The sequence below is a fragment of the Stenotrophomonas sp. C-A genome, from assembly GCF_054030835.1.
Genome location: NZ_CM132916.1, coordinates 4339545 through 4365596 on the forward strand (window position 1 = coordinate 4339545; position 26052 = coordinate 4365596).

Consider the following 26052-nt stretch of genomic DNA (forward strand, 5'->3'; position numbering starts at 1 on the left):
TCCCAGCTGGTTGGTAGATCCACGCCATGCGTGGATGCACTTCACTTCAACCGTTGGCGAAGTCGTGCAATGCCTGGCCCTGCAGCCGGTACACGGTCCACTCGTCCTGGGGCTTGGCACCAGCGGCGGTGTAGAACTCGATGGCCGGAGTATTCCAGTCCAGCACCGACCATTCGAAACGTCCGCAGCCCTCGGCTACGGCCTGGCGTGCGATGTACTTCAGCAGCGCTTTGCCGGCGCCTGCCCCGCGCTTTTCCTGGCTGACGTACAGGTCTTCCAGGTAGATGCCCTTGCGGCCCAGCCAGGTGGAGTAGTTGTAGAAGTACACCGCATAGCCGATGGCCTCGCCGTCGGCTTCGCAGATCAGCGCGCGCGCCGTGGCGTCGGCACCGAACAGGCTCTCGGCGATGCCGATCTCATCGGTCTGCACCGAATGCTCGGCCTTCTCGTAGATGGCCAGCTCACGGATGAAGTGCAGGATCAGGCCGGCGTCGGCCACGGTGGCCGCGCGGATGTTCAACAGTGCCATGGGCGGAAAAGGGGACGGAGGGGATCAGGCGAGCTTAATCCCCTCCGTCCCCTTTTTGTCAGCGCGCCGCAGCGACGTTGGCGCGCATCTGCGCGATCACGTCCTGGTAGCTGGTCTTGGCGTTGAAGATGGCCGAGCCGGCGACGAAGGTGTCCGCACCGGCGGCGGCGATCTCACCGATATTGTCGGCCTTCACACCGCCGTCGATCTCCAGGCGGATGTCCTTGCCGCTGGCGTCGATCATCTTGCGCACCACGCGCAGCTTGTCCAGCGCCGACGGGATGAAGGCCTGGCCGCCGAAGCCCGGGTTGACCGACATCAGCAGCACCAGGTCCAGGTCATCCAGCACCCAGTCGAGGATGTCCACCGGGGTGGCCGGGTTCAGCACGATGCCCGGCTTGCAGCCCAGCGAGCGGATCAGCTGGATGGTGCGGTGCACGTGGCGACTGGCCTCCGGGTGGAAGCTGATGTAGGTGGCACCGGCTTCGGCGAAGTCCGGGATGATGCGGTCCACCGGCTCAACCATCAGGTGCACGTCGATCGGCGCGGTGACGCCGTGCTTGCGCAGGGCCTGGCAGACCATCGGGCCGATGGTCAGGTTCGGCACGTAGTGGTTGTCCATCACGTCGAAGTGGACCCAGTCCGCACCGGCGGCGAGGACGTTGTCGACTTCCTCGCCGAGGCGGGCGAAGTTGGCGGACAGGATGGAGGGGGCAATGAGGCAGTGGGACATGGCCGGGCCTTGCAACGAGGGGAAAGTGGGTCAGCGCTTGCGCAGGGTCTTGATGCGATCGTAGGCGGCGTTGATCCGCCGCGACTTCTGCTCGGCCTGCTGCTGCAGCTCGGGGGCGGCGCCGCCAAGCTTGTCGGGGTGGTACTGCGAGATCAGCTTGCGATAGGCGCGCTCGACCTCGGCATCGGTGGCCTCGGAGGTCAGCCCCAGCTCCCGGTACGGATTCTCCTTGTTCAGGCGGAACCAGTCCGAGTCGAAGGCATGGCCGATCAACAGGCCGACCACCGCGCCAAACAGCGGATTGGGCCGGAACAGCAGGGCGCCGGCGATGAATCCGAGCAGTTTTCCGTACCAGCGCATGGCGCTCCGGGGGCGACCGACGAAATGGACGCTCATTTTACGTCACAGCGGGCCCGGACGGCTTTACACTAGGCCGCCCGCTGGTCAGCGGGCCCGCCGGGTCCGTTGGGCAGCCGTATCGACAACGCCCCAGGAGTGCCCGTGCCAACCACGCTGTTGCAATCCGATCTCCCCGGCCTGCCCTTGCGCCATCGCGGCAAGGTGCGTGATGTGTTCGATATCCCGCGCGAGCGGCTGCCCGCAGGGACCCCACCGGGCGACTACCTGCTGATGGTGGCCACCGATCGCCTGTCGGCGTTCGACGTGGTCCTGCCCGACCCGATTCCGGGCAAGGGCGAGATGCTCTGCCAGGTGTCCAACTTCTGGTTCGCCAAGACCGCGCACCTGATGCCCAACCACCTGACCGGCATCGACGTGGCCAGCGTGCTGCCCGAGGGCGTGGACCCGGCCCTGTATGCAAAGCGCGCGGTGGTCACCCGCAAGCTGAAGCCGGTGCCGGTGGAAGCGATCGCCCGCGGCTACCTGATCGGCAGCGGCTGGAAGGATTACCAGCGCACCGGCAAGGTCAGCGGCATCGACCTGCCCGACGGCCTGCGCCAGGCCGAGCAGCTGCCCGAGCCGATCTTTACCCCCTCGACCAAGGCCGCCGTCGGCGACCATGACGAGAACATCGATTTCGATGCGATGGTGAAGCAGGTCGGTGCGGACCTGGCCGAGCGCGTGCGCGATGCCACCCTGCGCATCTACAAGTTCGCCGCCGACTACGCCCGCGAGCGTGGCATCATCCTGGCCGATACCAAGTTCGAGTTCGGTACCGACGCCGATGGCCGCCTGTACATCATGGACGAGATGCTGACGCCGGATTCCTCGCGTTACTGGCCGGCCGACGAGTACGAAGTGGGCACCAGCCCGCCGAGCTACGACAAGCAGTTCGTGCGCGATTACCTGGAGACGCTGGACTGGGGCAAGACCGCCCCGGGCCCGAGCATCCCGGCCGAGATCATCGAGCGCACCCGCGCCAAGTACGCCGAGGCGCTGCAGCGCCTGGCCGGGATCAGCGTCGACTGATCCGCCTGCGCCCCCGGCCCGCCGGGGGCGTTTCATTTTGGTGGTAGTGCCGGCCGCTGGCCGGCAACCTCGGCGAATCCGCAGCCAGACATGGCCTGGCTCTACTGTCGGCCCTGGCGGGAGTATGCTGGCCGCATGCAGACATCCACCGAGCTTGCGCGGCCGATCGACCGCTATTTCGCCAGCTACTCCGACGACCACCGCAATGTGATCAACCAGCGCATCCACGTGGTGGCGGTACCGGCGATCCTGTGGTCGGTGGTGGCCCTGCTGTGGTGCCTGCCGCCGCTGATCACCTGGTTCCAGTACGGCATCTGGTCGGCGTTCGCGATGTTCAGCGCGTGGTGTTTCTACAACAAGCTGTCGCGCCCGCTGGGCATCGGCATGCTCATCCAGTTCTTCGTGTTCGGCTGCCTGTGCCGCCTGCTGGAGGCCGAGATCGGCCTGCAGGCCCTGCGCTGGCTGGCGGTGGGCGTGTTCGTGGTGGCCTGGATCGCGCAGTTCATCGGCCACACGTTCGAGGGCCGCAAGCCCAGCTTCCTGACCGACCTGACCTACCTGCTGATCGGCCCGGCCTGGGTGATGGCCAAGTTCTACCGCAAGCTCGACTGGCGCTATTGAACTGCGGCCGGCCGACGGCGACCGTCGTTTCCTGAACGGGCAGATTCCGTCACCCGCACTCCACGACGGCCCTGCCAGCCTGCCCCGGTGACTCGCTCCCCACTTCCCGCCCGTCGACGGCAGCCCCTGTGCGACAGGGCCTGCGGTCTCCCTGCGTGGGCGTAGGGTGTCCTCCCAGGGCTAGCGGGGAAGAGATGCAGGAACGCGATGCTGCACCGCAGAAAAAATGAATCAGCGAACGTTACATGCAATTGATCGCTGTTCGATGGGTTTCGGCGACATTTCGCAGCCTGTTATCCTCCCTGACCTGCTCGTGAATCATGGATTCCCTGCATGCTCCCCAGCCTGCCCCTGCTGCTGGCCCTGCCGTTCCTGATGGCAGCGGCTGTTGCGGCCTTCCCCCGTAGTTCGCGCTCGACTGCTGCCTGGCTGGCGGCGCTGGCGCCGTTGGGCGGACTGGCCATCCTCGGCTGGCTGACCCCGTCCGTACTCGACGGCCAGGTGGTGCGGACGATGGTCCCTTGGCTGCCACAGATCGGCCTGGACTTCACCCTGCGCCTGGACGGGCTGGCCTGGATGTTCGCCGGGCTGGTGCTGGGGATCGGCGCGCTGGTGGTGCTGTATGCGCGCTACTACCTGAGCCAGCAGGACAACGCGCACCGCTTCTACTGCTACCTGCTGCTGTTCATGGGCGCCATGCTGGGCATGGTGCTGTCGGGCAACCTGCTGTTGCTGATGATCTTCTGGGAAATGACCAGCATCAGCTCGTTCCTGCTGATCGGCTTCTGGTCGCACCGCCAGGACGCCCGCGAAGGCGCGCGCATGGCGCTGGTGATCACCGGCGGTGGCGGCCTAGCCCTGCTCGGCGGCGTGCTGCTGATCGGCCGCATCGTCGGCAGCTTCGACCTGGACGTGGTACTGGCCGCCGGCGAGCAGATCCGCGCCAGCGCGCTGTACCCGTATGCCCTGTTCCTGGTGCTGGCCGGCATCTTCACCAAGAGCGCGCAGTTCCCGTTCCACTTCTGGCTGCCGCACGCGATGGCGGCGCCCACCCCGGTCTCGGCCTACCTGCACTCGGCCACCATGGTGAAGGCCGGTGTGTTCCTGCTGGCGCGCCTGCATCCGGCGCTGGCCGGCAGCGACCTGTTCTTCTACACGGTCAGCGGCATCGGCGCGATCACCCTGTTGATCGGCGCCTGGAACGCAATCTTCCAGCACGACCTGAAGGGCCTGCTGGCCTATTCAACGATCTCGCACCTGGGCCTGATCACCCTGCTGTTCGGCCTGTCCACGCCGATGGCGGTGGTGGCCGGCGTGTTCCACATCCTCAACCACGCCACCTTCAAGGCCTCGCTGTTCATGGCCGCCGGCATCATCGACCACGAAACCGGCACCCGTGACATGCGCAAGCTCGGCGGCCTGCGTAAGCTGATGCCGTTCACCAGCGCGCTGGCGATCATCGCCTCGCTGGCGATGGCCGGCATCCCGCTGCTCAACGGCTTCCTGTCCAAGGAAATGCTGTTCGCCGAAGCGCTGACCGCCGGTGGCGGCCCGGGTGCGATGCGCACGGCGGTGTCGGTCGCCGCGCTGCTGGCCGGCGTACTGGGCGTGGCCTACAGCCTGCGCTTCGTGCACGACACTTTCTTCGGCCCTGGCCCGCACGACCTGGACCGCGTGCCGCATGAACCGCCGCGCTGGATGAAGGTGCCGGTGGAACTGCTGGTGGTCATCTGCGTGGCGGTAGGCATCGCCCCGGCACTGACCGTGGCGCCGGTGCTGCATGCCGCTGCGGCGTCGATCCTCGGCAACGCCATGCCCGAGTACAGCCTGGCGGTCTGGCACGGCTTCAACCTGCCGCTGGCGATGAGCGCGATCGGCGTAGTCGGTGGCGTGGCGCTGTACTTCGGCCTGCGCAAGCTGATCAACCTGCACGGCGTGGAAACCCGCACCACCGGCCGCAACGTGTTCCATGCGCAGCTGGATGCCCTTTCCGCGCTGGCCATGCGCCTGACCAATGGCATCGCCAATGGCAGCCTGCAGCGCATGCTGCTGGGCCTGGTGCTGGTGGCGATCGTGGTCGCCGCCGCGCCGTTCGTGGCCAACCCGGCCTCGCCGAACTGGACCGCGCCGCAGCCGATCCCGCTGCTGGGCTGGGTGCTGTGGCTGGTGATGATGGCCTGCGCCGTTGCCACCCTGCGCGTCTACAAGCAGCGCCTGCTGGCGGTGCTGCTGGTGGGCGGTGTCGGCCTGATGGTGGCACTGACCTTCGTGTTCCTGTCCGCACCCGATCTGGCCCTGACCCAGCTGCTGGTGGAGATGGTGACCCTGGTGCTGATGCTGCTGGGCATGAACTACCTGCCCGCGCAGTCCGGGCCGGAGCGGCCGCGCTGGCGCAAGCGCCGCGATGCGGTGATCGCCATCATCGCCGGTGCCGGGCTTGGCGCGCTGGCCTATTCCGCGATGACCCTGCCGCCCAACACCATGGCCGGCGAGCTGCTCGCCCGTGCCCTGCCCGAGGCATATGGCCAGAACGTGGTCAACGTGATCCTGGTCGACTTCCGCGGCTTCGATACCTTTGGCGAGATCACCGTGTTCGGCATCGCTGCGCTGGTGGTGCACGCGCTGCTGCGGCGTACGCGGATGGCACCTGAGCAGATCATGCCCGGCCCGCCGATCAAGCTGCCGGTGCCGGCCGACCTGGCGCAGATCATGTTCCCGCTCACCCTGACCGTCTCGATCTTCCTGTTCCTGCGCGGCCACAACGCGCCGGGCGGTGGCTTCATCGCCGGCCTGGTGCTGGCGGTGCCGCTGCTGATCCAGTACGTGATCCAGGGCACCGCGTCGGTGGAATCGCGTTTCGGCTTCGACTACATCCGCTGCATCGGCATGGGCCTGCTGATCGCCCTGCTCAGTGGCTGCGCCTCGATGCTGTTCGGCGTGCCGTTCCTGACCAGCGGCCACCTCGACCTGCACCTGCCGCTGATCGGCGACGTGCCGCTGGCAAGCGCGATCGGTTTCGACATCGGCGTCTACCTGGTGGTGTTCGGCGGCGCCATGCTGATGCTGTCGATGATGGGCACGATCAAGCCGTCGCGTACCCGCACTGCCCGCAAGGGTGAGATCGACCTGCAACGCCGTTCGGCCCGCACCGGGGAGATGCACTGATGGAACTGGCCCTGGCTACCGCGATCGGCGTGCTGACCGCCATCGGCATCTACCTGCTGCTGCGTGCGCGCAGCTTCGATGTGATCCTCGGCATGACCTTCCTGTCCTACGCCACCAACCTGCTGATCTTTGCCGGTGGCCGCGTGGTGCTGGGCAAGGCGCCGGTGCTGCAGGAAGGCGTGGACAGCCATCTCGGCAACTACACCGACCCGTTACCGCAGGCACTGGTGCTGACCGCGATCGTGATCGCCTTCGCGATGACTGCGGTGAGCATCGTGCTGGCCATGCGCAGCCGCAGCGACAACCACAGCGACCACGTGGACGCCCACGAGCCCGACGACGACCTGCAGGATGAGCGCGTGCCGCCGCGCCAGGGCGAGGACCGCGCATGAACCACCTGGTGATCCTGCCGATCCTGATTCCCCTGCTGGGCGCTGCGCTGTCGCTGTTCGTCGAACACCGTCGCTACGGCCCGAGGGTGCAGCGCGCGGTGGCCTGGACCGCGCTGTCGGCGCTGGCCCTGGCGGTGGGCCTGCTGTTTGCCAGCACGGCCAGCGGTGACATCAACGTCTACCTGCTGGGAGACTGGCCATCGCGGCTGGGCATCGCGCTGGTGGCCGACCGGCTGTCGGCGTGGATGCTGCTGACCACCCTGCTGCTGGCCATTCCCTGCCTGCTGCATGCCTGCTCGGGCTGGGACCGCCGCGCACCGCACTTCCATGCACTGTTCCAGTTCCAGCTGGTGGGCCTCAACGGTGCGTTCCTGACCGGCGACATCTTCAACCTGTTCGTGTTCTTCGAGGTGATGCTGATCGCCTCCTACGGCCTGCTGCTCAGCGGTGGCCGCGGCCTGCGCATGCGCATCGGCCTGCACTACGTGGTGTTCAACGTCACCGCCTCGACCCTGTTCCTGATCGCGCTGGGCCTGCTGTACGCCTCGCTGGGTTCGCTGAACATGGCCGAGCTGTCGCAGCGCATCGCCGAGGTGCCAGCGGCGCAGCTGACCCTGGTGAAGGCGACGATGGGCCTGTTGCTGCTGGTGTTCTGCGCCAAGGCCGCACTGATGCCGCTGTACCTGTGGCTGCCGGAAGCCTATTCGCGCGCGCCGGCCGCCGTGGCTGCGCTGTTCGCGATCATGACCAAGGTCGGCCTGTACTCGGTGCTGCGCATCCAGATGCTGTGGTTCGGCGACGATGCCGGCGCGATGACCGGCTATGGCCGCGACTGGCTGCTGTGGGCCGGCGTGGCAACGCTGGTGCTCGGTGGCCTGGGTGCGCTGGCCGCAACCCGCCTGCGCGTGCTGATCTCCTACCTGGTGATCGTGTCGGCAGCCACGCTGTTCATCGCCTTCTCGGTAGGCACGCCGCAGGTGCTGTCAGCCGGCCTGTACTACTTGCCACACAGCAGCTTCGTCGCCGCCGCGCTGTTCCTGATTGCCGACCTGATCCGCCGCCGACGTGGTGGCGCCAGCGACCGCAAGGAAGTGGTGGCACCGATGCCGGGCAAGGAAACCCCAGCGGTGCTGTTCCTGATCGGCGCGGTATCGGTGGCCGGCCTGCCGCCGCTGTCCGGCTTCCTGGCCAAGGCCGCGCTGCTGGCTGGCATGCCGGCACAGTACACCGCCCCCGTCTGGACCGCGGTGCTGGTCAGCAGCCTGCTGGTGATCATGGGCCTGACCCGCGGCGGCATCCGCCTGTTCTGGCGCGTGCCACCGGTCGATCCCGAGGCACCGAAGCCGCGCAAGGCACGCCTGCGCCGGGTCGAGCTCTACGCCGCCTGCATCCTGCTGGGCTACGGCATCGGCATGACCCTGGGCGCCGCCCCACTGATGCGCTACACCGAGGCCACCGCCGCACAGCTGCTGCACCCCAGTGAGTACGTGCAGCAGCTGCGTGCGACCACGCCGGAGATCCGCCAGCCATGACCGCCCAGCGCTCCCTGTTCCGCCGCGTCATTCCCTCGCCGATGCTCAGCATCATGGTGGTGGCGTTCTGGCTGCTGATGTCCGACAGCTTCACCCTCGGCCAGATCGTGCTGGGGCTGGTGCTGGGCGTGGTGGTGCCGCTGTTCGCTGCACGCCTGGACCGCGAGTTCGCGCGCATCGGCACCCTGCGCCCGTTGCCGAAACTGCTGTGCGTGACCCTGTGGGACATCCTGATGTCCAACATCCGCGTCGCCATCCAGGTGCTCGGCCCGGAGAAGAACATCCACCCCGGTTTCATCTGGTTGCCGCTGGACATCGCCAACATCCACGGCATCGCCGCGCTGACCAGCATGATCACCCTGACCCCGGGCACGGTCTCGGCCGCGCTCAGTGACGACCGCAAGTACCTGCTGGTGCACGTGCTGCACCTGGAGGACCCACAGGACCTGATCGATACGATCAAGCGCCGTTACGAGGCGCCGTTGATGGAGATCTTCCCATGACCGGTTTTGAAGTCATCCAGACCACCCTGGTGGTGTGCATGCACGTGGTCGGCCTGGCCATGCTGCTGGCCACCTGGCGCCTGCTGCGCGGGCCGACCGTGCCCGACCGCATCCTCGCGCTGGACACGCTGTCGGTGACCGCGATCGCCGAGCTGATGCTGTTCGGCATGTACCTCAACTCGCCGATCTACTTCGAGGCCGCGCTGATCATCGCCATGCTCGGCTTCGGCAGCACCGTGGTGCTGAGCAAGTTCGTGCTGCGCCGGGACATCGTCGAATGATCACCGCGATCCAGATCGGCCTGTCGATCCTGCTGCTGTTCGGCTGCTTCTTCATCCTGGTCGGCGCACTGGGCCTGGTGAAGCTGTCCACCTTCTTCAAGCGCCTGCACGCACCGACCAAGGCCAGCACGCTGGGCGTGGGCTGCGTGCTGGTGTGCTCGGTCTGCTACCACATCTTCCTCGGCCAGGACCCGCAGCCGCGCGAGCTGCTGATCACCGTGTTCCTGTTCATCACCGCGCCGATCAGCGCGCACATGATGGCCAAGGCCGCGCTGTCGCTGCTGATGGAGACCCGCCCCAGCCTGCCCGGCAACGAGCCGGCCGCTGAAGAGCAGCTGCCGCCGCCGGAACCGGTGCGCGAGGAAGAAGGTTCGCAGAGCCGGTAAATCCGGTAGCGGCCGACCTTGGTCGGCGCATTGTTTTCGCGAGTGCCAACCAAGGTTGGCACCCACCAGGTGATCAGTGGTTGGCCCCCACCGGGAGATCGGTGGTGGGTGCCGACCGTTGGTCGGCACGGAAACAACCGCATCCACGCATGGCGTGGATCTACAACGACGGGGCGCCGACCAGCAGCAGCTCCAGCACGAACCAGCCGATGAACGCGACCAGCAGGATTGCGCCCTCGCCGCGGCTGATCTTCAGGTCGCCACGCAGCATCGGGTACAGCACCAGCGCGAACGCCAGCAGCGCCGGCAGTTCCAGGCGCACGAACGAGGCCGGCAGCGCCAGCGGCTGCAGCACCGCCATCGCACCGATCACCAGCAGCAGATTGACCACGCTGGAACCCAGCACGTGGCCCAGCACCATGTCGCCATGCCCGCGACGGGCGGCGGCGATGGCGGTGGCCACCTCCGGCAGTGCGGTGCCGATCGCTACCGGCAGCAGGCCGACCAGCAGCGGCGTCCAACCCAGGGCTACGCCGAAGTCCGCCGCGGCCCCGACCACCAGGCGTGCGCCCCAGTACAGGGCCAGCGCGGCGATCAGCACCCGCAACACGTTCAACGGCAGGCTGGTGCGGCTCAGTGCGGATTCGGCAATGGCCGCCTGCACCTCGGCGCTCTCGCCGCGGCCACGGCGCAGCAGCAGCACCTGCACCACGATGAAGCCGGCCAGCAGTACGCCGCCCTCCCAGCGTGCCAGGCCGCCATCAAGACCGAACAGGATCAGCAGCACGCCGGCCGCCAGCAGCGACCACCACAGCACCGTCTGCAGGCGCGCGCGCAGCAGCAGTGGCGCAGCCATGGCCGCCGCGGCCAGGGTCAGGCCCAGGTTGACGATGCTGCTGCCCACCGCGTTGCCCAGGGCCAGCTCCGGTTGGCCCACCGCCAGCGCGCGCGCATTGACCGCCAGTTCCGGCAACGAGGTGGTTACCCCGAGCAGCAGCAGCCCGGCAGTGAACGGGCTGGCCCCGAAACGTTGGGCCAGGCCGGACACGGCCTTGACGATGGAGTCCCCGCCCAGCGCCAGCAGCAGCAGGCCGAGCAGGAACCAGGCAATGGCAATGGCGATCATCGAGCACTCCCCCCAGCAGTGGTGGCGCGATTCTACGCTTGGCCCGCACGCGCGGCTGGGCCGTGGATCAAGGATCAGCCACACCCTTCCGCATAATCGACCTGCGGGGTCTGCCCGACGCGCCAGGCACCCACCCGGCCATCGGCACCGAGCGCGAAGTCGATCACCGCCCCGCCCTCCTGCGCCGGGCGAACGCGCAGGTGCTGGGCCTTCTCGTCGTACTTGTCAGGGCCGACATCGGCCCGCTCCGGGTACAGCACCTGCAGCTCACCCAGGGTCATGCCGACCTTGCCGCTGCCTGGTGCGGTGATGGCGGCGCTGCGCACGTCGTAACGCACCAGCTTGCGGCCTTCGATCATCAGGCGCGGGTCCTCGGCATCCTGCGGGCGCAGGAAGTAACAGCCATCGTTGCCATCGTCAGCCGGCAGCGGCTTGCCGGCGGCATCGGTGCCCAGCCCCTGCAGGGGCTTCCCGAAACCGCTGCGGACTTCGGCAATGCCAGCGCCCAGCTTTACGCCGGCGAAGCCATCCAGCTGCGCCGGGCTGTCGGTGCGAGGATCGGCCGGCGACTGGGTCGCCAGATCGGCATCAGCTGTGGCAGCAGCCGGCGTAGCGCCCTTGGCCGGGGCATCAGCAGGTGTCTCAGGCGTGCGGTTGCAAGCGGCAAGTGACAGCAACAACAGACCGGCAATCGGAAGGTGCTTCATCGGTGCGGTTCCCTGGCACGAAGGTAGCTGCACGCTAGCGCAGCACACGTGCAGATGCTGCATTGTCATCGCGGTTTCATCGCCTTCGTTCAGGCTCGGCGAGCACCGACCTGGCTGTCCCTTCCATGCAACCGCGCAAGACCGATCTCGCCCGAACCGCGCTGCAGGCCCACCGCGCGCCGCTGGACATGCGCCAGCGCCGGCTGCTGATCCTGTGCGACGGCCAGCGCACCGTTGCCGACCTGACCGGCCTGCTCGGCCAGGAAGCACCGGCGATGGTCATCCAGCTGGTGCAGGCGGGATACCTGAGCACCGGCACTGGCGCCACAGCCCCGGCACCGTCGCCCGCAGCCGCGGTAGCGTCGGTGCCCACAGCACCGGCAGCGGCGCCTGCTGCACCCGCGATCGAACGTCGCCGTTCGCTGGTGGCCGCGCGCATCTACGTGCTGGGCATATTGGAGATGCAGCGCCACCCGCAGGCGGCAGCACTGTTCCGCGACCTGCAGCAGGCGCGTGCGGATGAAGAGGTGCTGCAGCGGCTGCAGTCAGCGATGCAGATGCTGCCCGGGCTGACCTCGGAGGGCTATTGCCAACGCGTGCGGCAGCGCCTGCTGGAGGCGTTGCCGCTGGAGCATTGCGACGCGTTCGCGGCCACGGCCTGAAAAAAGGGGACGGAGGGGATTAAGTCGTTTGTGGCACAAACGACTTAATCCCCTCCGTCCCCTTTTTTGATCAACGGAAGTTGTTACGCAGGCCGTTCCAGCACTGCTGGTAATCGCCCTGGCGGTGGCCGGCGGCCAGCGCCTGTGCGGTCGGGCGGATCACCGCACGGGTCTCGAACATGAAGGCCATCGTGTCCTTGATCACATCGGCCTTGGACAGATCGGCGTTGGAGGCCTTGTCGAAGGTCGGTGCATCCGGACCGTGGCCACTCATGCAGTTGTGCAGCGAGGCACCGCCGGGCACGAAGCCTTCGGCCTTGGCGTCGTAGGCGCCATGCACCAGACCCATGAACTCGCTGGCGATGTTGCGGTGGAACCACGGCGGGCGGAACGTGTTCTGCGCCACCAGCCAACGCGGCGGGAAGATCGCGAAGTCCATGTTGCTGGTGCCCGGTGTGTCGCTGGGCGAATGCAGCACCAGGAAGATCGACGGATCCGGGTGGTCGTAGCTGATCGATCCGATGGTGTTGAAGCGACGCAGGTCGTAGCGGTAAGGCGCGTAGTTGCCGTGCCAGGCCACCACGTCCAGTGGCGAATGGTCGATCGGCGCACGCCACAGTCGGCCTTCGAACTTGGCGATCAGTTCGAAATCACCATCAATATCCTCGAACGCCGCGTGCGGGGTTTCGAAGTCGCGCGGGTTGGCCAGGCCGTTGGAACCGATCGGGCCGAGGTCGGGCAGCTTCAGCAACGCACCGTAGTTCTCGCAGATGTAGCCGCGGCTCGGGCCATCGGGCAGTTCGACGCGGAAACGCACGCCGCGCGGAATCACCGCGATCTGCTGCGGCTCGATCTCGATCACGCCCAGCTCGGTCAGCAGGCGCAGCGCGCCCAGCTGCGGCACGATCAGCAGTTCACCGTCGGCGTCGTAGAAGTAGCGGCCGACCATGTCGCGGTTGGCCGCATACAGATGGATGCCGACACCGGCATGCGCGTCGGGTGAGCCGTTGCCACCCATCGTGTACAGGCCCTCGACAAAGTCGGTCGGCAGCTCCGGCAGCGGCAGCGGGCTCCAGCGCAGCTGGTTCGGCGAGGCCGGCTGTGCGCCGAAATCACACTGCAGCTGCGACTGCGCAAATGGAGTGAACTCGCCATGGGTCACCGCCGGGCGGATCCGGTACAGCCAGCTGCGGCGGTTGCTGCCACGCGGCGCGGTGAAGGCGGTGCCGGTCAGCTGCTCGGCATACAGGCCGTGGGCCACCTTCTGCGGCGAATTCTGCCCGACCGGCAGCGCGCCGGCGACGGCCTCGGTGGCGAATTCGTTGCCGAAGCCGGACTGGTAGCCGCGGGCGGTGATGGCGGGGGACATGGGGGCTCCTGGGTACGGCGAGACCGGAACGGAAAGCAGCCGAGCATGGCCCGGCTCTACAGAGGGGCAGGCGCCGGGACTGGCCCGGCGCTACCGATGACCTTACAGCACGCCGCGGCGGATCTGGTCGCGCTCGATGCTCTCGAACAGCGCGGTGAAGTTGCCTTCGCCGAAGCCTTCGTTGCCCTTGCGCTGGATGATCTCGAAGAAGATCGGGCCGATGCAGTTCTGGGTGAAGATCTGCAGCAGCTTGCGCTGGTGGGTTTCCGGATCGGCGTCGATCAGGATCTTGTTCTTCGCCAGGCGCGGCACGTCTTCACCGTGGTTCGGCACGCGCTGGTCGATCACATCGAAGTAGGTCTCCGGCGTGTCGAGGAAATCCACGCCCTGCGCGCGCATGGCTTCAACGGTCTCGTAGATGTTCTCGGTGAAGCAGGCAATGTGCTGGATGCCCTCGCCCTTGTACGCGTCCAGGTACTCGTTGATCTGGCTCTTCGGGTCCGACGATTCGTTCAGTGGGATGCGCACGATGCCGTCCGGCGCGGTCATCGCCTTGGACACCAGGCCGGTCTTCAGGCCCTTGATGTCGAAGTAGCGGATCTCGCGGAAGTTGAACAGACGCTCGTAGTAATCCGACCACTGCTGCATGTTGCCGAAGTACAGGTTGTGGGTCAGGTGGTCGATGAAGGTCAGGCCGAAGCCGAACGGACGCAGGTCGGCGCCGGCGATCGGCTCGTAGTCGCCGTCGAAGATGCTGCCGGCCGCACCGTAGCGGTCGACCAGGTACAGCATGCAATCGCCGATGCCCTTGATGACCGGGGCGCTGACCGCCTTGCTGGCCGGCTTGAAGGCGATGGCTTCAGCGCCGTTGCCCAGCGCGGTCTGGTAGACCTCCTGGCCCGGCTTCTTGAAGCGGATGGCGAAGCCGCAGGCGCACGGACCGTGCTTCTCGGCGAAGTCGGCGGCGAACGAATCGGGGTCTTCATTGACCAGGAAGTTGACGTCGCCCTGGCGATAGACGGTAATCGGACGCTGCTTGTGCTTGAGCACCGCGCTGAAGCCCATCTTCCGGAAGTACTCGTGCAGCTCCTGGCCACGGCCGGCCGGGGCGGCGAATTCGACGAACTCGAAGCCGTCGATGCCCATCGGGTTCTCGAAGGTGGTGACCTGCATGCCGGGGTTGGGGTGCGAGGCGGTCGGGACTGCGGTATTCATGGCGTGGCTCCGAATCGGTACCGCATCGGTACAAACCAGGTGCGGGCAGGTAGGGACCCGGCGAGAATGCAGGGTCTGGACCTACCCCTTATAGTTACACTTGAAACCACCAGCAAGGTGCACCGCAACATGAGCCCCGCCGACCCCGTTTCGACCCGCCTGCGTTCTTCGCACGTCCTGCTCGACCTGGAACAGTTCCTGCCGTACCGGCTGAGCGTGCTGTCCAACCGGGTCAGCGGCAACATCGCCAAGCTATACGGCGATCGTTACGGTCTGGCGATTCCCGAATGGCGGGTCATCACCATCCTGGCGTTGTACCCGGGCTCCTCGGCCAGCGAGGTCTCCGACCGCACGGCGATGGACAAGGTGGCGGTCAGCCGCGCTGTGGCCCGCCTGCTGGAACGCGGCTTCATCAAGCGCGAGACCCACGGCGACGACCGCCGCCGCTCGGTGCTGGCGCTGTCGGCAGCCGGCTTCGAGGTCTACGAGACCATCGCGCCGATGGTGATCGAGATCACCCGCAAGCTGATGTCGGTGCTGAGCGAGGAGGAGGAGCAGGTGCTGGAAAAGCTGATCCTTCGCCTGGCCGGTGACGGCCTGGAGCGGATGGGCGAAGGGGTCTGAAAGAAAAAGGGGACGGTGGGGATCAAGCCGTTTTGGGCCCCAAGTCGCGGGAGCCGACCCTGGCCGGTAGCGGAACAGCGGCTGGGCGATTGTCGTCCGCCACCTTTGATCTGACGGGACCCGCTCTTTGGCGGGCTGTGGGCCGGCCACAAACAAGGCCATCGGACACATTCACTTCCCGCAGAACCCGTCCTGAAGTGTCGCCCTCGCCCGGCGGCATTTCCGCATTGGCCTGATACGGCCCGTTTCCGCGAGGCTGGTGTATCGAAACGGGCTGTTCCAGTGAGTTCTCCTATTGGACTGTCCGTGTGTACGGCCTGACGGTAAGCGTTCAACGGGTATCAGCCCGGCCATGGATCCACATCGGACGGGCTCCCTCATGGATGACTCGCGTTCAACGCTGCCGCATGGCCAGGAATTGCTGGCCGATCTCAGAGAGCTGATCTGCGCGGCGCGCAGCAGGATGCACAGGACCATCAACACCGAGCTCACTCTGTTGTACTGGCGAATCGGGCGTCGCATCCATGTGGACCAGATGGCTGGGCGACGTGCGCGCTACGGAGAGGTCCTCTTCCCCCGGATAGCCAAGGCGCTGTCCGCCGAGTTCGGTACCTCCTTCGGTGAGAAAAGCTTGCGCAGGATGGTGCAGTTCTCCACTGCATTTGCAGATGAGCAGATTGTCGTATCGCTGATACGACAATTGAGCTGGACCCACTTCATCGCGCTGATCCCACTGGCGGATCCGCTCAAGCGCGACTTCTATGCGCAGATGGCCGCCACCGAGGGCTGGAGTGTGCGCACATTGCGCCAACGCATCGATTCGATGCTGTACGAGCGCACGGCGCTTTCCAGTCAACCCGAGCAGACCATCGCCGATGAGTTGGCAGCACTGCGTGGCAACCAGCAGCTGTCTCCGGGGCTGGTACTGCGTGATCCCTACGTACTGGATTTTCTTGGCCTGAAGGACAGCTGGGATGAGCAGGACCTTGAAAGCGCGATCCTTCGCGAGATGCAGGGCTTCCTGCTCGAACTTGGCACGGGTTTCAGTTTCGTCGCCCGCCAGAAACGCATCCAGATCGACGGTGATGACTTCCACCTGGACCTGCTGTTCTACAACCGCCGCCTGCGCAGGCTGATCGCCATCGAACTGAAGATCGGCGAGTTCAAGCCCGCCTACAAAGGGCAGATGGAACTCTATCTGCGATGGCTGGACCGCTACGAACGTGAGGACGGCGAGCAGGCGCCGTTGGGCATCATCCTCTGCACAGGGAAGAAGGCCGGCCAGATCGAATTGCTGGAGCTGGACCGCTCAGGCATCCATGTTGCGGAATACCTGACCACCTTGCCCTCTCGTGAGGTCCTCAAGCAAAGATTGCAGACCGCCATGGAGCGGGCCAGGCAACAGCTGCAGACCGCGGCACCCAGCTCCCTGTAGATCCACGCCGTGCGTGGATGGCGCCCACGCCTCAGCTCAGATGCTTGCGGCGCGCATGGATCCACGGCACCGCCAGCGCGGCAATGGCACCGCCGGCGAAGCCGAGCGAGGCGGCAACCGTGGCCGCTTCGACTGCCCCCGGCAACGCCAGCGCCGCAGCCACCAACAGCAGCGACGGCAGGCCGACGAAGGTGCCCAGGAAGAAGTGCCAACGCGGCGACCAGGTGTTGAGCTGCAGCAGGCTGACCGGCTGCCAAGCATCGGATGCGGCATCTTCGGCGATCTTCGCCACGGCCTTGGCCAGATCTACTTCCGGCAGCGCGCGCCCCTGCCGTGCGGTGGCCAGCAGCTCGGCCACGGCCTCCACCGGCGGGAAGCTGGACGGCCACGCGACGGGGGCCGGCACGCCGTAGGCGGTCAGCAGCGGCACACTCAGCCACGGCGCCACCAGCGGGCGCATGCGGCGGCGACCGTGCACGCACCAGATCTGCGGCTGGCCGTGCGCCGTGACGCTGTACAGCGCCAGTTCGTTGGCCGGCGGATAGCCGAGCATGGTCACTCGCGCCGCCAGGCTGTCCTGGCCCATCGCGCGCAGGAAACCGGGGCGGCTGCGCCCCTCCTGCATCCACGCCAGGCCGAGTGCACCCACCAGATAGGCCTCGGCCACGTCCTTGCTGCCGGCGGTGGCGCGTTCGTCGCTAGCCAGGTACCAGGCCAGAGATTTCGGTTCGGACACATCGTCCAGGCCCCAGCGGCTGTCGTCCCCCAGCACATGGCGCACTGGCAGGCGCGCGGGCGCGGTCTCGCCACGCTCGCCCGGCTGCAGGAACGGCAACACGCCCTGGATGAAGGTGGACAGTTCGATCGCACGCACGCCATGGCCCTGCCATTCCGGCGGCAGCAACCCGGCCAGCTGGCCGTCGGCGGCCAATGCATCGAGCCGTGATTTCTGCTCGACCAGTTTCTGCACCGCACCCTTCAACACCACGTTGTCGGGCAGCGCGATCTGCGGCAGGCGATGGCGCGGCGGGGCCAGTTCAACACTGTCCTCGCCGGTACCGGCGTCATCCAGCAGCACCTCCTGCGGCGGCAGGGTCACACCCTCGCCTGCTTCGCCTTCGGCCAGAGTACTGGCAGGTTCGGGCAGTCGTTCGGCGTGGTCGCTGTGCATGGGCGTTCCGGTAGGTTGCATCGACGGGGCGTCGACTGAGGTCCTTGCCGGTAACGGCGTACGTGCGGTGAAGTTGAGATGCCGATTCGAAGAGTGTGACGGCGCGCGCAGTAGATCCGCGCGGGGCGTGGATGCGCCACAGTGCCGACCAACGGTCGGCACCCACCGGGTTGGTGGCCAGCAGATGGCATCCACCAGAGCATGCCGGCCAGCGGCCGGCACTACCCTATTCCGGTTTGTCAGGTGCCCACTGCTTGAGGAACGCGGTCACGCGCGCGGGCTGGAAGGTTTCGCCCTTGCGCAGTTCACCCGTCGCCTGCGATACCAGCAGGCCGCCATCGGCGTCGAGCACCAGCAGGTACGGGTAGTCGCGCTCCATCACCGGGTAGTGGGCGAAGAAGGCGGCGTTGGGTTGTTCGTCGCTGGCGTTGACCTTCACCCACACGTAGTGGGCATCGCGGAAGCGGCGCAGGTCGCCGTTGCCTTCCACCACTTCGTCCAGCGCCCGGCAGCGATCGCAGGCGGCGTTGCCGACCTCGAGCAGGATGCGCTTCTTGCCGCGCTGGGCTTCCACCTTGGCGGTGGCCAGATCGTCGGCGGGGTTGCGGGCCGGGTCGAACTGCGCGCCAAGCCCGGCGATGGCGGCGATGTCCGCCGCCACCGGGGTGTTGCCCGAGGCCACCGGTTCGCTGGGGTCAGCGACCGGTGGCTCGGTGGGTCGGGTATCCAGGGGCTGCGTAGGCTCGGCGGCGGCAGGCGCTTGCGGTTCGGAACAGGCGCCGATCAGCGCCGCACAGACCACCACCATTGCACCACCGAGCTTGCTGCGCATGCCTTCTACCCTCTCATCATCATTTGACGCCGTGCATCAGCTTGTTGATCAGCGGGGCGACCAGGAACAGCACCACGCCGGAGCCGATCAAGGCCCAGAACCCGAAGGTATACCCCTTCAGGGCCGACTCGACCGTCATGCCGCCTTCACCACTGACAACGCCAGCGAAGATGCCCGACAGGTTGTTGCCGATGCCGGTGGACAGGAACCAGCCACCCATGCCGAAGCCGACCAGGCGCACCGGGGCCAGCTTGGTCACCATCGACAGGCCGATCGGCGACAGGCACAGCTCACCCACCGACTGGATGACGTAGACCATGAACAGGGTCCAGAACGGGATCTTGCCGTCCACGACCATCTGCGACAGGGCGAACATCAGCAGCGCGAAGGCGGCACCGTTGAACAGCAGGCCCAGGCCGAACTTGCGCGGGATGGACGGATTGGCGCGGCCCATGGCCACCCAGATCCAGGCGATGATCGGGGCCAGGGTGATGATCGCCACCGAGTTGACCGACTGGAACCACGCGGTCGGGAACGTCCAGTCGCCGAACTGGCGGTTGACGATGTTCTCGGCCAGGAAGGTGAACGAGCTGCCGGCCTGTTCGAAGAACATCCAGAACATCACGTTGAACGCGAAGATGATCAGCATGGCGATCACGCGATCGCGCTGCACCTTGCCCTCGCGGATGCCCTCGACCAGCAGCAGGATGGCCAGGGCGGTGAACATCGCACCCAGGATCCAGGCCAGCGCGGTGGCGCCGGTGGCCAGCAGGAAGTACGCGACCGGAATGGCGACCACGGCACCGGCCAGCACCATGATGATGCGGCCGAAGCCTTCAGCGCCGGCCGGCGGTGCACCGATGCCCTTCAGGCCGGCGCGACCGATGTAGAACCACACCAGCGAGATCAGCATGCCCACGCCCGAAGCGATGAACACGACCTTGTAGGACGGCATGGCATCGGTACCGAACACCTTGCGGGCCAGGTACTCGGTCAGCACCGGGGCGATCATCGCGCCGATGTTGATGCCCATGTAGAAGATGGTGAAGCCCGAATCGCGGCGCTCGTCCTTCAGGCCGTACAGCTTGCCGACCATGGTCGAGATGTTGGGCTTGAACAGGCCGTTGCCGACGATGATCGTGGCCAGGCCGAGCTTGAAGATGTGCTCCTGCGGCAGCGAGATCATGAACAGGCCGGCGGCCATGATGATCGCGCCGGTCAGGATCGATCGCTGATAGCCCAGTACCCGGTCAGCCACGTAGCCACCGAAGATGGCTGCGGCATACACCAGGGCCAGGTAGGCGCCGTAGATGCGGCTGGCGTCGCCTTCACCGGCAGCGCTGCCGTTGTAGAACTGGGCAACGATGTACAGCACCAAGGCCCAGCGGATGCCATAGAACGCAAAGCGCTCCCAGAACTCGGTCATGAACAGCATCCACAACGGGCGCGGGTGGCCCAGCGTGGTCTTGAAGTCCGGCAGCGCCGGCTCTGGGGTGTTCGCAGTGGCGTTTACGCTCATGCGGGTTTCCTGGTTCGGTGGATGACGAGCACGTCCGCTGTGCAGTTGGAGCAACGCGCGAGGATCACCGACTTCTGGCGTTCACGTCAAATACACGCCGTTTGAGGCAGGTGCCAGCCTGCTCGCTGAACTTGCATCTGAAACGATCCAGCCAGTGGCCGGGATCCAAGCTGAATACGGATCAGCCCTGTGCTGACGGGGGCCCGGCCTGCAGGCTGGTGCGCACCTGGAACAGCTCGGGGAAGAAGGTCAGTTCCAGCGCCTTGGCCAGGAAGCCCACCCCGGACGAGCCGCCGGTGCCGCGCTTGAAGCCGATCACCCGCATCACGGTGCGCATGTGTCGGAATCGCCACAGCTGGAAGGCGGTCTCCAGGTCCACCAGGTCCTCGCACAGCGCGTATTCGCGCCAGTAGCGGTCGGTGTCCTGGTAGATGCGTTCGAAGACCGGCTGCAGTGCGTCGTCGGCCACATGCGGCTGGGTCCAGTCGTGGTTTTCATACACGGCCGGTACGGCGTGGCCGAAGCGGGCCAGGTACTTCAGGAATTCCTCGTACAGGCTGGGCGCCTCCAGCACGGTGCGCAGCTGCGCCTGTCCGGCCGCATCGTGCTCGAACACCTGCAGCATCTGCGCGTTCTTGTTGCCCAGCAGGAACTCGATGTAGCGGTACTGCAGCGACTGGAAACCCGACGACGGGCCCAGCACGTCGCGGAAGCCCATGTACTCGGACGGGGTCAGCGTTTCCAGCACCGACCACTGCTCGGTCAGCTGGCGCAGCACCTGCTTGCTGCGCGCCAGCACCTTGCGGCACTGCCAGACTTCATCGCGCTGCAGGAAGCCGATTGCGGCGCGCAGCTCATGGCCCAGCAGCTTCAGCCACAGCTCCGAGGTCTGGTGCTGGATGATGAAGAGCATCTCGTCATGGTGCGGCGGGTTGGACAGCGGCTGCTGCGCGCTGAGCAGCTGGTCCAGCCGCAGGTAGCCGCCGTAGGTCAGGCGCCCCTGCAGGTCGGTGTGGATGCCGGCTTCGAGATCGCGTTGGTTGTTGTCGACGGACATGGGCGGGACCAGATCGGGGGCGGCAAGGGTAGCGCGTTGCCGCCGCGCTGGCAGCCGCCGGGCCCATACCCGGGCGTGCGGTTGGCCGTGGAGCATCGGCCGATCCCGGGCCTGCGCGTGGAACCGTCCAGGCCGTTGTACTGGCGGTCAGCCAGAGGCGTATTCTGATGCTTTGCAGCAACGACTGAATACGTTGTTGTTATTGGCCCCCCACCCGCCGGCAGGGGTAAAACGGGGAATCGCCGTGTTGCGGCGCAGGAAGGCTATTCCGTACGCGTTCCTTAACATGGCGATTCATATCATTTGTAACTTCTCTGTCGAAGGTGCAGTACGCAATGACGGTTGCCGCTGAATTCAAGATCGAATACCTGCAGTACCTGGATACGGACGGCACGCTCGTCCGCGATGACCTGCCCGCGTCGCTGCGCGACCCCAAGGTCCTGGTACCGCTGTTCAAGCAGATGCTGTTCGTACGTACGTTCGACAGCAAATCCATCGCGCTGCAGCGCACCGGCAAGCTCGGCACCTATGCCGCCTGCCTGGGCCACGAGGCTGCGCACGTGGGCATCGGTGCTGCGATGCAGAAGGACGACGTGTTCGCACCGTCGTACCGCGAGTATGGCGCGATGTTCATGCGCGGCGTGCGCCCGCACGACGTGCTGATGTACTGGGGCGGCGACGAACGCGGCAACGATTACGGCGGCAACGCGGCCAAGGACTTCCCGTTCTGCGTGCCGATCTCCACCCAGTGCCTGCACGCCGCAGGTGCCGCGCTGAAGTTCAAGCTCAACAAGGAACCGCAGATCGCGGTGGCCGTGTGCGGCGACGGCGGCAGCTCCAAGACCGACTTCTACGCGGCACTGAATTCGGCCGGCGCCTACAAGCTGCCGCTGATCCTGTGCATCGTCAACAACGGTTGGGCCATCTCGGTTCCGCGTTCGGCCCAGACCGGTGCCGAAACGCTGGCGCAGAAGGGCCTGGCCGGCGGCCTGCATTGCCTGCAGGTGGACGGCAACGACCTGATCGCGGTGCTGGCGGCAATGGAGCAGGCGCGCGAACGTGCGCTGGCCGGCGACGGTGGCACCGTGCTGGAACTGATGACCTACCGCCTGTCCGACCACACCACCGCCGATGACGCGCGCCGCTACCGCGACGACGCCGAGGTGAAGGATGCCTGGCAGCGCGAGCCGATGCTGCGCCTGCGCAAGTACCTGATCAACGCCGGTGTGTGGAGCGAAGAAGAGGAAAACGCCTGGGTTGCCGAGTGCGGCACGCGCGTGGACGAGGAAGTGAACCTGTACCTCAACACGCCGGTGCAGCCGGTCGAGGCGATGTTCGACTTCCTGTATGCCGATCCGCCGCCGGACCTGCTGGCCCAGCGTGCCCAGGCGATCGCCCTGGAGAAGCGCCATGGATGAGATCAAGAACGGCGCGCCCGGCGCGCACACCAACGCCGCCGACAGCGCTGCTGTCGCGCGCGGAGAAGAGAGCATGACCACCACGCCGATCACCCTCATCGAAGCCATCACCCAGGCGCTGGCCTGGGAGCTGGAGCACGACCCGTCGGTGCTGGTGCTGGGCGAAGACGTGGGCGTCAACGGCGGCGTGTTCCGCGCCACTGCCGGTCTGCAGCAGCGCTTCGGCTCGGACCGCATCCTCGACACCCCGCTGGACGAAACCACCATCGCCGGCCTGACCATCGGCCTGGCCGCACAGGGCATGAAGCCGGTGGCAGAAGCCCAGTTCGACGGCTTCATGTACCCGATGGTCGACCATATCGTCTGCCACGCCGCACGCCTGCGTTACCGCACGCGTGGCCGCCTGCACTGCCCGATGGTGCTGCGCGTGCCGTGGGGCGGTGGCATCCGCGCGCCGGAACACCACAGCGAAGCCAACGAGGCGATCTTCACCAACGTGCCGGGCCTGCGCGTGGTGCTGCCGTCCTCGCCGCAGCGTGCGTACGGCCTGCTGCTGGCCGCGATCCGCGAGCCGGATCCGGTGATCTACATGGAGCCCAAGCGCATCTATCGCCAGTACAAGGAAGTGGTCGTCAACGACGGCGAGGCCTTGCCGCTGGACGTCTGCTTCGTGCTGCGCGACGGCACCGACGTGACCCTGGTGACCTGGGGCGCGCAGGTGAAGGAAGCGCTGGAAGCGGCCGACAAGCTGGCCGGCGAAGGCATCAGCGCCGAAGTCATCGACGTGGCCACGCTGCGTCCGCTGGACTTCGCCACCATCGCCGAATCGGTGGCCAAGACCGGCCGCTGCGTGATCGTGCAGGAGGCCCCGAAGACCGCGGGCTTCGGCGCCGAGATCGCCGCGCGCCTGGCCGAGGAATCGATCTACGACCTGCTGGCCCCGGTCGAGCGCGTTACTGGCTACGACACCCACATTCCGCTGTTCCGCCTGGAAATGAAGTACCTGCCGAGCGTTGAGCGGATCGTGGCGGCAGCCAAGCGCGCGGTGGCGGCCGGCTGACATGCGGGCCCGCCTTCTGGGGGCTTACCGCAGCCAGTATCCCAACCCGCTCCGGTTCCACACCGGCCAGATCGTCGAAGTAGGTGTCCGTGACGAGGAATGGCCGGCGTTTGCCTGGGTACGCACCAACGATGGGCGCGCTGGATGGGCGCCCATCGCCTGGTTGCAGCTGCTGGACGAGGGTCGCGCCGAAGCCCTGTGCGACTACGACGCCCGCGAGCTGGATGTGGAAAGCGGCGAGATGGTGAAGCTTCATCACGAACACGGTGGGTGGTGGTGGTCCGAGCGCGCCAATGGCGCGACGGGCTGGCTGCCGGCCCGCGAACTGGAACTGCTGGAAGAGAACTGCAAATGAGCCAGACCAAGAACTTCAACCTGCCCGACCTGGGCGAAGGCCTGCCGGACGCGACCATCGTCGAGTGGTTCGTCAAGGAAGGCGATGTGATCAAGCTGGACGAGCCGCTGGTCTCGATGGAGACCGCCAAGGCCGTGGTGGAAGTGCCCTCGCCGTTCTCCGGCAAGGTGCTGAAGCTGTCCGGCGGCGCCGGCGACATCATCCCGACCGGCTCGGTGCTGGCCAGCTTCGAACTGGACCCGAACCTGCCGCAGCGTGCCGATGGCCAGGACACCGGCCACAGCCATGGTCACGCCGCACCTGCCGCTGCACCGACGCCGCCGCCGCTGCCGGCCGCTGCCGCACCGGTCGCCGTGGAAGAAGCCAAGCCCGCCGCGGCCGAGCGTGATGACGCCGGTACCGTGGTCGGCGCGATGCAGAGCTCCAATGCCGTGCACGCGGAGCAGGCGCTGGCCGTCGGTGGCGTCAAGGCCGTGCCGGCCGTGCGTGCGATGGCGCGCAAGCTGGGCGTGGACCTGAGCCGCGTGCCGGCCACCGGCACCGATGGCGCCGTGACCATGGCCGACGTCAAGCAGGCCGCCGCCAACGGCAGCGCCAAGCTGGGCGCTGCTCCGGCGCCGGTCGCTGCCGCCGCGTATGCCGCGCCGGCCCCGGCGCAGGTGTCTGCCCCGGTGCAGAGCGAAGCCCGCACCCCGCTGTCTGCCGCCGGCAAGCCGATGCGCACCCAGCCGCCGGGCGTGATCGCCAAGGGCCAGCCGGAACCGCTGAAGGGCGTGCGCCGCAACATGGCCCGCGTGATGGCCGATGCGCACAGCAAGGTCGTGCCGACCACGCTGAACGACGACGCCGACATCCATGCCTGGCTGCCGGGCAACGACGTCACCGCGCGCCTGGTGCGTTCGATCGTGGTCGCCGCGCAGAAGGTGCCGGCGATGAACGCCTGGTTCGACGGCGAAGCACTGACCCGCACCCTGCATGCGCAGGTGGACATCGGCATCGCCGTGGACACCGACGACGGCCTGTTCGTGCCGGCCCTGCGCAATGCTGACATGCTTGATGCACGTGGCATCCGCGAAGGCGTCAACCGCCTGCGCGAGCAGGTGGAATCGCGTTCGATCGCCGCCTCGGAACTGAGCGGCTACACCATCTCGCTGTCCAACTTCGGCATGTTCGCCGGCCGCTACGCGACCCCGGTCGTGGTGCCGCCGTGCGTGGCGATCGTTGGTGCCGGCCGTGCCCGCCACCAGATGACCCCGGTGATGGGCGGCGTGGAAGCGCACAAGGTGATCCCGTTGTCGGTCACCTTCGACCACCGCGCGGCTACGGGTGGTGAAGCCGCCCGCTTCCTGCGCGCGATGATGGACGATCTGGCGCTGGCCAGCTGATCGGTGGGTGCCAACCTTGGTTGGCACATGAGTTGGAGAAACGCCGGGCACTGCCCGGCGTTTTTTTGTGCCCGCATCCACGCATGGCGTGGATCTACATAACGCGGGCGATCAATCGCGCGCCACCATGCCCTCGGCGCGGCTGTAGACACGCAGGCGGTGCCCGTCAGGATCCACTCCAACGAAGGTGTGGCCGAACTCCAGCGTCACCGGCGCCTGCAGAATCTGCACGCCGAGCGCGCGCCACGCATCGTGCGTCTGCTGCACCGTCTCGGGTTTGGCGACCAACATCGCCAGTTCCGCAGCGCCGGCCTGCGCGGACACCGCCGGTTGCACGTCATCGCGCTGCCACAGGCCCAGTGCGGCGCCATCGCCGAGCAGGAACAGCGCAAAGCCGGGCGACTGCTCGACCGGCGGTTTGCCGAGGATGCCGCTGTAGAAGGTGGCGCTGGCGGCGACGTCGCGCACGTACTGCAGCAGGGTGCTGGGCTTGAACATAGGGAAGCTCCGTTGTTGGGAGCGTCCATGGTGGTACGGACCTGCTGAC

Annotated in this window: 27 protein-coding genes; 15 read left to right on the top strand and 12 right to left on the bottom strand. The window is 66.8% G+C overall.

Annotated elements, in window-relative coordinates:
* Positions 1 to 46: 46 nt before the first annotated feature.
* The 3 genes from ACW5IY_RS20155 to ACW5IY_RS20165 are packed head-to-tail and all read right to left on the bottom strand — an operon-like array spanning position 47 to position 1622.
* A complete protein-coding gene (locus ACW5IY_RS20155; RefSeq protein WP_043399382.1) occupies positions 47 to 529 on the bottom strand; it encodes a GNAT family N-acetyltransferase in 483 nt (160 codons plus the stop codon).
* 58 nt (positions 530 to 587) lie between these two features.
* Entirely contained in the window at positions 588 to 1262 is a 675-nt protein-coding gene (gene rpe / locus ACW5IY_RS20160) for a ribulose-phosphate 3-epimerase (RefSeq protein ID WP_049435695.1), read from the bottom strand.
* Positions 1263 to 1292: 30 nt separating this feature from the next.
* Positions 1293 to 1622, bottom strand: coding sequence for a J domain-containing protein (locus ACW5IY_RS20165; protein ID WP_005411327.1), 330 nt, complete (start codon positions 1620 to 1622; stop codon positions 1293 to 1295).
* A gap of 141 nt (positions 1623 to 1763) precedes the next feature.
* Here ACW5IY_RS20165 and ACW5IY_RS20170 point away from each other — a divergent pair, with 141 nt between their 5' ends.
* The 8 genes from ACW5IY_RS20170 to ACW5IY_RS20205 all read left to right on the top strand — a co-directional run bounded on the left by ACW5IY_RS20170 (position 1764) and on the right by ACW5IY_RS20205 (position 9570).
* Entirely contained in the window at positions 1764 to 2690 is a 927-nt protein-coding gene (locus ACW5IY_RS20170) for a phosphoribosylaminoimidazolesuccinocarboxamide synthase (protein ID WP_008266180.1), read from the top strand.
* A gap of 135 nt (positions 2691 to 2825) precedes the next feature.
* On the top strand, positions 2826 to 3311 hold the full coding sequence (locus ACW5IY_RS20175; RefSeq protein WP_010482667.1) for an Mpo1 family 2-hydroxy fatty acid dioxygenase: 486 nt from the start codon (positions 2826 to 2828) through the stop codon (positions 3309 to 3311).
* A 333-nt stretch (positions 3312 to 3644) separates the two neighbouring features.
* Positions 3645 to 6476: a monovalent cation/H+ antiporter subunit A gene (locus ACW5IY_RS20180; RefSeq protein WP_049435696.1), complete on the top strand. Its 2832-nt coding sequence runs from the start codon at positions 3645 to 3647 to the stop codon at positions 6474 to 6476.
* Positions 6476 to 6868, top strand: coding sequence for a Na+/H+ antiporter subunit C (locus tag ACW5IY_RS20185; RefSeq protein WP_005419863.1), 393 nt, complete (start codon positions 6476 to 6478; stop codon positions 6866 to 6868). The genes ACW5IY_RS20180 and ACW5IY_RS20185 overlap by 1 nt, the downstream gene beginning before the upstream one ends.
* Positions 6865 to 8400, top strand: coding sequence for a monovalent cation/H+ antiporter subunit D (locus ACW5IY_RS20190; protein WP_049435697.1), 1536 nt, complete (start codon positions 6865 to 6867; stop codon positions 8398 to 8400). Before ACW5IY_RS20185 ends, ACW5IY_RS20190 begins: the two co-directional genes overlap by 4 nt.
* Positions 8397 to 8903, top strand: a complete 507-nt coding sequence (locus ACW5IY_RS20195) for a Na+/H+ antiporter subunit E (protein ID WP_049435698.1) — start codon at positions 8397 to 8399, stop codon at positions 8901 to 8903. The genes ACW5IY_RS20190 and ACW5IY_RS20195 overlap by 4 nt, the downstream gene beginning before the upstream one ends.
* Positions 8900 to 9184, top strand: a complete 285-nt coding sequence (locus ACW5IY_RS20200) for a K+/H+ antiporter subunit F (RefSeq protein WP_005411334.1) — start codon at positions 8900 to 8902, stop codon at positions 9182 to 9184. The genes ACW5IY_RS20195 and ACW5IY_RS20200 overlap by 4 nt, the downstream gene beginning before the upstream one ends.
* On the top strand, positions 9181 to 9570 hold the full coding sequence (locus ACW5IY_RS20205; protein ID WP_019338586.1) for a Na+/H+ antiporter subunit G: 390 nt from the start codon (positions 9181 to 9183) through the stop codon (positions 9568 to 9570). Before ACW5IY_RS20200 ends, ACW5IY_RS20205 begins: the two co-directional genes overlap by 4 nt.
* 160 nt (positions 9571 to 9730) lie before the next feature.
* On the opposite strand, the gene ACW5IY_RS20210 is transcribed toward ACW5IY_RS20205, so the two are convergent.
* Positions 9731 to 10696 carry a sodium:calcium antiporter gene (locus ACW5IY_RS20210; RefSeq protein ID WP_049435699.1) on the bottom strand — a complete coding sequence of 322 codons (966 nt, stop codon included), beginning with the start codon at positions 10694 to 10696 and terminating at the stop codon, positions 9731 to 9733.
* A gap of 74 nt (positions 10697 to 10770) precedes the next feature.
* A complete protein-coding gene (locus tag ACW5IY_RS20215; RefSeq protein ID WP_049435700.1) occupies positions 10771 to 11403 on the bottom strand; it encodes a hypothetical protein in 633 nt (210 codons plus the stop codon).
* Positions 11404 to 11528: 125 nt separating this feature from the next.
* Between ACW5IY_RS20215 and ACW5IY_RS20220 the strand changes: the two genes are divergently transcribed.
* A complete protein-coding gene (locus ACW5IY_RS20220; protein ID WP_049435701.1) occupies positions 11529 to 12065 on the top strand; it encodes a hypothetical protein in 537 nt (178 codons plus the stop codon).
* Between the two features lie 70 nt (positions 12066 to 12135).
* On the opposite strand, the gene hmgA is transcribed toward ACW5IY_RS20220, so the two are convergent.
* Both hmgA and hppD read right to left on the bottom strand, forming a co-directional pair.
* Complete coding sequence (gene hmgA / locus ACW5IY_RS20225; RefSeq protein ID WP_049435702.1) at positions 12136 to 13434, bottom strand: homogentisate 1,2-dioxygenase; 1299 nt, start codon at positions 13432 to 13434, stop codon at positions 12136 to 12138.
* A 102-nt stretch (positions 13435 to 13536) separates the two neighbouring features.
* Positions 13537 to 14649, bottom strand: a complete 1113-nt coding sequence (hppD, locus tag ACW5IY_RS20230; protein WP_192840208.1) for a 4-hydroxyphenylpyruvate dioxygenase — start codon at positions 14647 to 14649, stop codon at positions 13537 to 13539.
* A gap of 66 nt (positions 14650 to 14715) precedes the next feature.
* Here hppD and ACW5IY_RS20235 point away from each other — a divergent pair, with 66 nt between their 5' ends.
* On the top strand, positions 14716 to 15273 hold the full coding sequence (locus ACW5IY_RS20235) for a MarR family winged helix-turn-helix transcriptional regulator (protein WP_081307605.1): 558 nt from the start codon (positions 14716 to 14718) through the stop codon (positions 15271 to 15273).
* 379 nt (positions 15274 to 15652) lie between these two features.
* Positions 15653 to 16708 carry a PDDEXK nuclease domain-containing protein gene (locus tag ACW5IY_RS20240; RefSeq protein ID WP_049435707.1) on the top strand — a complete coding sequence of 352 codons (1056 nt, stop codon included), beginning with the start codon at positions 15653 to 15655 and terminating at the stop codon, positions 16706 to 16708.
* Between the two features lie 31 nt (positions 16709 to 16739).
* On the opposite strand, the gene ACW5IY_RS20245 is transcribed toward ACW5IY_RS20240, so the two are convergent.
* The 4 genes from ACW5IY_RS20245 to ACW5IY_RS20260 form a co-directional block, all read right to left on the bottom strand.
* Complete coding sequence (locus ACW5IY_RS20245; protein ID WP_049435709.1) at positions 16740 to 17879, bottom strand: hypothetical protein; 1140 nt, start codon at positions 17877 to 17879, stop codon at positions 16740 to 16742.
* Between the two features lie 226 nt (positions 17880 to 18105).
* Positions 18106 to 18711 (bottom strand): thioredoxin family protein, encoded by a 606-nt coding sequence (locus tag ACW5IY_RS20250; RefSeq protein ID WP_049435710.1) that lies wholly within the window; start codon positions 18709 to 18711, stop codon positions 18106 to 18108.
* Between the two features lie 19 nt (positions 18712 to 18730).
* Positions 18731 to 20230: a peptide MFS transporter gene (locus ACW5IY_RS20255; RefSeq protein WP_014038761.1), complete on the bottom strand. Its 1500-nt coding sequence runs from the start codon at positions 20228 to 20230 to the stop codon at positions 18731 to 18733.
* Positions 20231 to 20411: 181 nt separating this feature from the next.
* Complete coding sequence (locus ACW5IY_RS20260; protein WP_019338596.1) at positions 20412 to 21287, bottom strand: tryptophan 2,3-dioxygenase; 876 nt, start codon at positions 21285 to 21287, stop codon at positions 20412 to 20414.
* A gap of 335 nt (positions 21288 to 21622) precedes the next feature.
* Between ACW5IY_RS20260 and pdhA the strand changes: the two genes are divergently transcribed.
* Genes pdhA through ACW5IY_RS20280 form a run of 4 tightly spaced genes read left to right on the top strand, consistent with a single transcriptional unit; the run spans position 21623 to position 25505 of the window.
* Positions 21623 to 22705 carry a pyruvate dehydrogenase (acetyl-transferring) E1 component subunit alpha gene (gene pdhA / locus ACW5IY_RS20265; RefSeq protein WP_049435711.1) on the top strand — a complete coding sequence of 361 codons (1083 nt, stop codon included), beginning with the start codon at positions 21623 to 21625 and terminating at the stop codon, positions 22703 to 22705.
* Positions 22698 to 23765 carry an alpha-ketoacid dehydrogenase subunit beta gene (locus tag ACW5IY_RS20270; RefSeq protein ID WP_005414714.1) on the top strand — a complete coding sequence of 356 codons (1068 nt, stop codon included), beginning with the start codon at positions 22698 to 22700 and terminating at the stop codon, positions 23763 to 23765. Before pdhA ends, ACW5IY_RS20270 begins: the two co-directional genes overlap by 8 nt.
* Before the next feature lies 1 nt (position 23766).
* On the top strand, positions 23767 to 24120 hold the full coding sequence (locus tag ACW5IY_RS20275; RefSeq protein WP_005411349.1) for an SH3 domain-containing protein: 354 nt from the start codon (positions 23767 to 23769) through the stop codon (positions 24118 to 24120).
* Positions 24117 to 25505 carry a dihydrolipoamide acetyltransferase family protein gene (locus tag ACW5IY_RS20280; protein WP_049435712.1) on the top strand — a complete coding sequence of 463 codons (1389 nt, stop codon included), beginning with the start codon at positions 24117 to 24119 and terminating at the stop codon, positions 25503 to 25505. Before ACW5IY_RS20275 ends, ACW5IY_RS20280 begins: the two co-directional genes overlap by 4 nt.
* A 111-nt stretch (positions 25506 to 25616) precedes the next feature.
* On the opposite strand, the gene ACW5IY_RS20285 is transcribed toward ACW5IY_RS20280, so the two are convergent.
* Positions 25617 to 26003: a VOC family protein gene (locus ACW5IY_RS20285; RefSeq protein ID WP_049435714.1), complete on the bottom strand. Its 387-nt coding sequence runs from the start codon at positions 26001 to 26003 to the stop codon at positions 25617 to 25619.
* Between the last annotated feature and the right edge of the window lie 49 nt (positions 26004 to 26052).

Excerpts from the sequence above, each read along its gene's own strand:
- ACW5IY_RS20235 (WP_081307605.1), top strand. The coding sequence starts at position 14,716 with ATGCAGGGTCTGGACCTACCCCTTATAGTTACACTTGAAACCACCAGC.
- ACW5IY_RS20245 (WP_049435709.1), bottom strand. The coding sequence starts at position 17,879 with ATGCACAGCGACCACGCCGAACGACTGCCCGAACCTGCCAGTACTCTG.
- ACW5IY_RS20280 (WP_049435712.1), top strand. The coding sequence starts at position 24,117 with ATGAGCCAGACCAAGAACTTCAACCTGCCCGACCTGGGCGAAGGCCTG.
- ACW5IY_RS20275 (WP_005411349.1), top strand. The coding sequence starts at position 23,767 with ATGCGGGCCCGCCTTCTGGGGGCTTACCGCAGCCAGTATCCCAACCCG.
- ACW5IY_RS20215 (WP_049435700.1), bottom strand. The coding sequence starts at position 11,403 with ATGAAGCACCTTCCGATTGCCGGTCTGTTGTTGCTGTCACTTGCCGCT.
- ACW5IY_RS20155 (WP_043399382.1), bottom strand. The coding sequence starts at position 529 with ATGGCACTGTTGAACATCCGCGCGGCCACCGTGGCCGACGCCGGCCTG.
- ACW5IY_RS20185 (WP_005419863.1), top strand. The coding sequence starts at position 6,476 with ATGGAACTGGCCCTGGCTACCGCGATCGGCGTGCTGACCGCCATCGGC.
- ACW5IY_RS20205 (WP_019338586.1), top strand. The coding sequence starts at position 9,181 with ATGATCACCGCGATCCAGATCGGCCTGTCGATCCTGCTGCTGTTCGGC.
- ACW5IY_RS20210 (WP_049435699.1), bottom strand. The coding sequence starts at position 10,696 with ATGATCGCCATTGCCATTGCCTGGTTCCTGCTCGGCCTGCTGCTGCTG.
- ACW5IY_RS20175 (WP_010482667.1), top strand. The coding sequence starts at position 2,826 with ATGCAGACATCCACCGAGCTTGCGCGGCCGATCGACCGCTATTTCGCC.
- rpe (WP_049435695.1), bottom strand. The coding sequence starts at position 1,262 with ATGTCCCACTGCCTCATTGCCCCCTCCATCCTGTCCGCCAACTTCGCC.
- ACW5IY_RS20220 (WP_049435701.1), top strand. The coding sequence starts at position 11,529 with ATGCAACCGCGCAAGACCGATCTCGCCCGAACCGCGCTGCAGGCCCAC.
- ACW5IY_RS20200 (WP_005411334.1), top strand. The coding sequence starts at position 8,900 with ATGACCGGTTTTGAAGTCATCCAGACCACCCTGGTGGTGTGCATGCAC.
- ACW5IY_RS20190 (WP_049435697.1), top strand. The coding sequence starts at position 6,865 with ATGAACCACCTGGTGATCCTGCCGATCCTGATTCCCCTGCTGGGCGCT.
- ACW5IY_RS20180 (WP_049435696.1), top strand. The coding sequence starts at position 3,645 with ATGCTCCCCAGCCTGCCCCTGCTGCTGGCCCTGCCGTTCCTGATGGCA.
- ACW5IY_RS20165 (WP_005411327.1), bottom strand. The coding sequence starts at position 1,622 with ATGCGCTGGTACGGAAAACTGCTCGGATTCATCGCCGGCGCCCTGCTG.
- ACW5IY_RS20195 (WP_049435698.1), top strand. The coding sequence starts at position 8,397 with ATGACCGCCCAGCGCTCCCTGTTCCGCCGCGTCATTCCCTCGCCGATG.
- hppD (WP_192840208.1), bottom strand. The coding sequence starts at position 14,649 with ATGAATACCGCAGTCCCGACCGCCTCGCACCCCAACCCCGGCATGCAG.
- ACW5IY_RS20285 (WP_049435714.1), bottom strand. The coding sequence starts at position 26,003 with ATGTTCAAGCCCAGCACCCTGCTGCAGTACGTGCGCGACGTCGCCGCC.
- ACW5IY_RS20270 (WP_005414714.1), top strand. The coding sequence starts at position 22,698 with ATGGATGAGATCAAGAACGGCGCGCCCGGCGCGCACACCAACGCCGCC.
- pdhA (WP_049435711.1), top strand. The coding sequence starts at position 21,623 with ATGACGGTTGCCGCTGAATTCAAGATCGAATACCTGCAGTACCTGGAT.
- hmgA (WP_049435702.1), bottom strand. The coding sequence starts at position 13,434 with ATGTCCCCCGCCATCACCGCCCGCGGCTACCAGTCCGGCTTCGGCAAC.
- ACW5IY_RS20240 (WP_049435707.1), top strand. The coding sequence starts at position 15,653 with ATGGATGACTCGCGTTCAACGCTGCCGCATGGCCAGGAATTGCTGGCC.
- ACW5IY_RS20250 (WP_049435710.1), bottom strand. The coding sequence starts at position 18,711 with ATGCGCAGCAAGCTCGGTGGTGCAATGGTGGTGGTCTGTGCGGCGCTG.
- ACW5IY_RS20260 (WP_019338596.1), bottom strand. The coding sequence starts at position 21,287 with ATGTCCGTCGACAACAACCAACGCGATCTCGAAGCCGGCATCCACACC.
- ACW5IY_RS20255 (WP_014038761.1), bottom strand. The coding sequence starts at position 20,230 with ATGAGCGTAAACGCCACTGCGAACACCCCAGAGCCGGCGCTGCCGGAC.